Annotated in this window: 1 protein-coding gene and 1 pseudogene; one reads left to right on the forward strand and one right to left on the reverse strand. The window is 71.9% G+C overall.

Annotated features, from left to right (window positions below; genetic code table 11):
- Positions 1–584 (reverse strand): annotated as a pseudogene (locus FV228_RS30115) (malate synthase G); the annotation flags it as partial.
- Between the two features lie 152 nt (positions 585–736).
- On the opposite strand from FV228_RS30115, the gene FV228_RS30120 reads away from it, so the two are divergent.
- The coding region (locus FV228_RS30120) for a LysR family transcriptional regulator (RefSeq protein ID WP_147857774.1) at positions 737–1,263 on the forward strand (527 nt) is incomplete at its 3' end.

Genomic DNA, 1,263 nt, shown 5'->3' on the forward strand with positions numbered 1-1,263 from the left:
GCGAGGCGTCCCGCCGTCACCGCGAAGCCGGTGGCCTCGGCCCAGGTGCCGGCGGTGAGCGGCGCGGCCGCGTCCAGGAACGCCTTGGTGTAGGCGACCACCGCCGCCCCCCGGGCCGGGTTGAAGCCCTGGCCCGGGGCGCGGTCGCCGTCCTGCGGGATCGCGTCGGTGCCGTAGAGCGCGTCGTAGAGGCTGCCCCAGCGGGCGTTGGCGGCGTTGAGGGCGTAGCGCGGGTTCGAGATCGGCACCACGAGCTGCGGGCCGGCGATCCCGGCGATCTCCACATCCACGTCCGCGGTGGTGACCCGCACGGCCTCCGGCTCCGGCTGCAGGTAGCCGATCTGCGCCAGGAACGCCGCGTAGGCCGCCGGATCGTGCGGCTGGCCCCTTCGGTCGCGATGCCAGGCATCGATGTCGGCCTGGAGCGCGTCGCGCCGGTCGAGCAGCGCCCGGTTGCGCGGCGCGAGATCCCGGAGGATCGCCGCGAAGCCCGACCAGAACCGGTCCGCGTCCACACCCGTCCCGGGCAGCGCCTCCTCGGACACGAAGCGGCGGAGGTCTTCGGCGACGACGAGGCCCGACATGGCGATCCCCTGGGCTGGCGCGCCTTTCAGAAAAACTTGAGCGGCGCGTGAAGAATCTTTGACACCCCAGCGATAGGACCCTTGGCTCCGGCGAAAAAGGCGGCAAAAGGGATTTGATTCTTTCCGCGGCGTTGAGAATGCGGATCCCGCCCATGCACGATCACAGCGACCTGGAGATCTTCGCCCGGGTGGTCCGGGCCGGCAGCCTGACCCAGGCCGGGGCCGAACTCGGCCTGTCGGTGGCGGTGGTCTCGAAGCGCCTGAAGCGGCTGGAGGAGCGGCTGGCGGTGCGGCTGCTGCACCGGACCACCCGGCGGGTCGCCCCCACCGATGTCGGCCAGGAGTTCTTCCAGCGGATCGCCCCGATCGTCGATTCCATCGCGGAGGCCGAGACCCTGGTGTCCCAGCGGGCCTCCCGGGCCCGGGGTACCCTGCGGGTGACGGCGCCCACCTCGTTCGGGCGGCTGCACATCGTCCCGCACCTGCGGGCCTTTTTCACGCTCCATCCCGAGATCGTCCTGAACCTGGAACTCAGCGACGATTTCGAGCCCATCGTGGAGCGCGGCTACGATCTCGCGATCCGGGTCGGCGCCCTGGAGAGTTCCGGGCTGACGGCGTTGCGCCTCGCCCCGGTGCGGCGGGTGCTGTGCGCGCGCCCGAGCTACCTCGACGCGGCCGG

Source organism: Methylobacterium sp. WL18 (assembly GCF_008040015.1).
In the GTDB taxonomy this organism is placed as follows: domain Bacteria; phylum Pseudomonadota; class Alphaproteobacteria; order Rhizobiales; family Beijerinckiaceae; genus Methylobacterium; species Methylobacterium mesophilicum.